Below are 2907 nucleotides of genomic sequence, written 5' to 3'. Positions count from 1 at the left end.
TCGACCGCAGCGCGATCTCCGGCGCGACGCGAGGTCAGTACCTGGCGATCTCGCTGTCAGCCGCCCAGGACTACATCGACTTGCGCACGGAGGACCTGCGCGCGCTGTTCGTCCCGGCGGTGCAGCAGCTCTTCCCGCGGGCCCGGGAAGCCCGGCTGCTCGACTTCTTCGTCACCCGCGAACCCAACGCGACCTTCCGGCAGGCGCCGGGAACCGCAGCGATCCGCCCGGATGCGCGCACCCCGGTGCCAGGCCTCGTGCTGGCCGGCGCGTGGACCGCAACGGGCTGGCCGGACACCACGGAAGGCGCGGTGCGCAGCGGTGCCCGCGCGGCCGAGGTGGTGGTCGCGGCCCGGTACCGGCAACGCGGCGTGGAGGTGATCGCATGACGACAGTTCTGCCGCCAGCCCTGCTCACCGCGCGGGAATCGGTGGATCCCGCCCTGCACAGCGCGGTCGCCCAGCTCGACCCGGACACCCGCCGCGTGTGCGAGTACCACTTCGGCTGGCGAAGTGTCGACGGAGCTCCGGAGGGCGGTGGCGGCAAGGCCCTGCGCCCGGCGATGGTGCTGCTGTCCGCGCAGTGCGTGCGCCCGCCGGGGGCAGCGGATCAGGCCGTCGCGGCAGCTGCGGCGGTCGAGCTGGTGCACAACTTCTCGCTGCTGCACGACGACGTGATGGACGGCGACACCTCCCGCCGCCACCGGCCCACGGCCTGGACGGTCTTCGGTCGTCCCGCCGCGCTGCTGGCCGGCGACGCGCTGCTCGCGCTGGCCACCGAGGTGCTGCTGGATTCCAGTTCCCCGCACGCGAGCGCCGCGGCCCGGTCGCTGTCGGCCACCACCCGGGTGCTCATCGCCGGGCAGGCCGCGGACCTGGACTTCGAGCACCGCCACGACGTGACGCTGGACGAATGCCTGCGCATGGCGCACGACAAGACCGCCGCGCTGCTGGCTTGCGCGACCTCGATCGGTGCGCTCAACGCCGGGGCACCGCAGGAGGTGGTGTTCGGGCTGCACACCTTCGGCACCGAGCTGGGGATGGCCTTCCAGCTGGTCGACGACCTGCTCGGGCTGTGGGGCGACCCGGAGATCACCGGGAAACCGGTGCTGTCGGACCTGCGCGCCCGCAAGAAGACCGTGCCCGTGGTTCACGCGCTGAACTCGGGAACCGCGGCGGGCGAACGCCTGCGCGAGCTGTACGCCCAGCCCGAGCCGCTCACCGAGCAGCAGCTGCACGAAGCCGCCGAGATGGTGCAGCGCGCCGGTTCGGCGAACTGGACCCACCGGGAGTGCCAGCGCCGGCTGGCCGCTGCCGGTGAACACCTGCCGAGCGGTCCGCGGGACGCCACCGAGGCGTTGACCGAACTCGCCGCGTTCGTCGTACGGAGGAAGCTTTGACCGATCAGTTGCAGACGCAGCCCACCCGCGCGGTCGTCATCCCCGATCCGCGGACCGCGCTGGTCGCCGCCCGCGACCACCTGCTGTCCCGGCAGCACCCGGACGGCTGGTGGAAGGGCGAGCTGGAGACCAACGTGACGATGGACGTCGAGGACCTGCTGCTGCGGCAGTTCCTCGGGATCCGCACCGCGGTGGAGACCGAGCAGGCCGCGCGCTGGATCCGCTCCCAGCAGCGTTCCGACGGCACCTGGGCGAACTTCTACGGCGGGCCGGGAGACCTGTCCACCACTGCGGAGGCCTACACCGCGCTCAAGCTCGCGGGCGACGACGTCGACGCCGAGCACATGGCCGCTGCGCGCAACTGGATCCTGGAGCAGGGCGGGCTGGAGGCCACCCGGGTGTTCACCCGCATCTGGCTGGCGCTGTTCGGCGAGTGGTCCTGGGACGAGCTGCCCGCCATGCCTCCTGAGCTCGTGCTGCTGCCCAGCTGGTTCCCGCTGAACGTGGCGGACTGGGGGTGTTGGGCGCGTCAGACGGTGGTGCCGTTGACGGTGGTGTGCACGCTGCGGCCGCGTCGGGAGTTGGGCATCACGGTCAGCGAGCTGCGCACCGGTCGACGCACGGCACGCACTCGCCCTGAGTTCTCCTGGAAGTACGGGTTCCACGTGCTGGACCGGGTTCTGCACCGCTACCAGAAGCGTCCGCTGCGGTCGTTGCGCAAGCACGCGATGCTCCGCGCCGCCGAGTGGATCGTCGCGCGGCAGGAGGCGGACGGCTCGTGGGGCGGCATCCAACCGCCGTGGGTGTACTCGCTGCTGGCGCTGCACCTGCTCGGCTACCCGCTCGGCCACCCGGTCCTGCGGCAGGGTTTGGACGGTCTGGAACGGTTCCTGATCCGCGAGCAGACACCGGTCGGCGTGGTGCGGAGGCTGGAGGCCTGCCAATCACCGGTCTGGGACACCGTGCTCGGCGTGCAAGCCCTGCGCGACGCCGGCGTGCCCAGCGCCCACCCGGCGCTGCGCCGCGCGACCGACTACTTGCTGACGGAGGAGATCCGGGTCAAGGGCGACTGGTCGGTGCGCCGCCCGAACCTGCCCCCGGGCGGCGGCTGGGCGTTCGAGTTCGACAACGACGGCTACCCGGACATCGACGACACCGCCGAGGTCCTGCTGGCGCTGAACCGCATGGACCACCCGGACAAGGTTTCGGTGCACGCCGCGATCGAACGCGGCGTGCGCTGGCTGCGCGGGATGCAGTCGGCCGACGGCGGGTGGGGCGCCTTCGACGCCGACAACACCCGGCAGCTGGTGCGCAAGCTGCCCTTCTGCGACTTCGGCGAGGTGATCGACCCGCCGTCGGCCGACGTCACGGCGCACGTCGTCGAGGCGCTGGCGGCGCTGGGCCACGACGACGAGGTGGTGCGGCGCGGCGTGAGGTGGTTGCTGCGCAACCAGGAGGAGGACGGATCCTGGTTCGGCCGCTGGGGTGCGAACCACGTCTACGGCACC

General features: G+C 72.1%; 3 protein-coding genes. All 3 read left to right on the top strand.

What is annotated here, in order from left to right; all coding sequences use genetic code 11:
• A partial coding sequence (locus ABTZ89_RS37615) for an FAD-dependent oxidoreductase (RefSeq protein WP_351054032.1) occupies window positions 1-389 on the top strand: 389 nt, incomplete at its 5' end.
• On the top strand, window positions 386-1399 hold the full coding sequence (locus tag ABTZ89_RS37610) for a polyprenyl synthetase family protein (RefSeq protein ID WP_270953793.1): 1014 nt from the start codon (window positions 386-388) through the stop codon (window positions 1397-1399). The genes ABTZ89_RS37615 and ABTZ89_RS37610, both read left to right, overlap by 4 nt.
• Window positions 1396-2907, top strand: a 1512-nt coding sequence (gene shc / locus ABTZ89_RS37605; protein ID WP_502949653.1) for a squalene--hopene cyclase, incomplete at its 3' end; no start/stop codon positions are given. The genes ABTZ89_RS37610 and shc, both read left to right, overlap by 4 nt.

Source organism: Saccharopolyspora sp. NPDC002686, assembly GCF_040295745.1.
In the GTDB taxonomy this organism is placed as follows: Bacteria; Actinomycetota; Actinomycetes; order Mycobacteriales; family Pseudonocardiaceae; genus Saccharopolyspora; species Saccharopolyspora oryzae.
Note: the sequence above shows the minus strand (reverse complement) of the source record. Positions and strands in the feature narration are given on the sequence as shown.

Excerpts from the sequence above, each read along its gene's own strand:
- ABTZ89_RS37610 (WP_270953793.1), top strand. The coding sequence starts at position 386 with ATGACGACAGTTCTGCCGCCAGCCCTGCTCACCGCGCGGGAATCGGTG.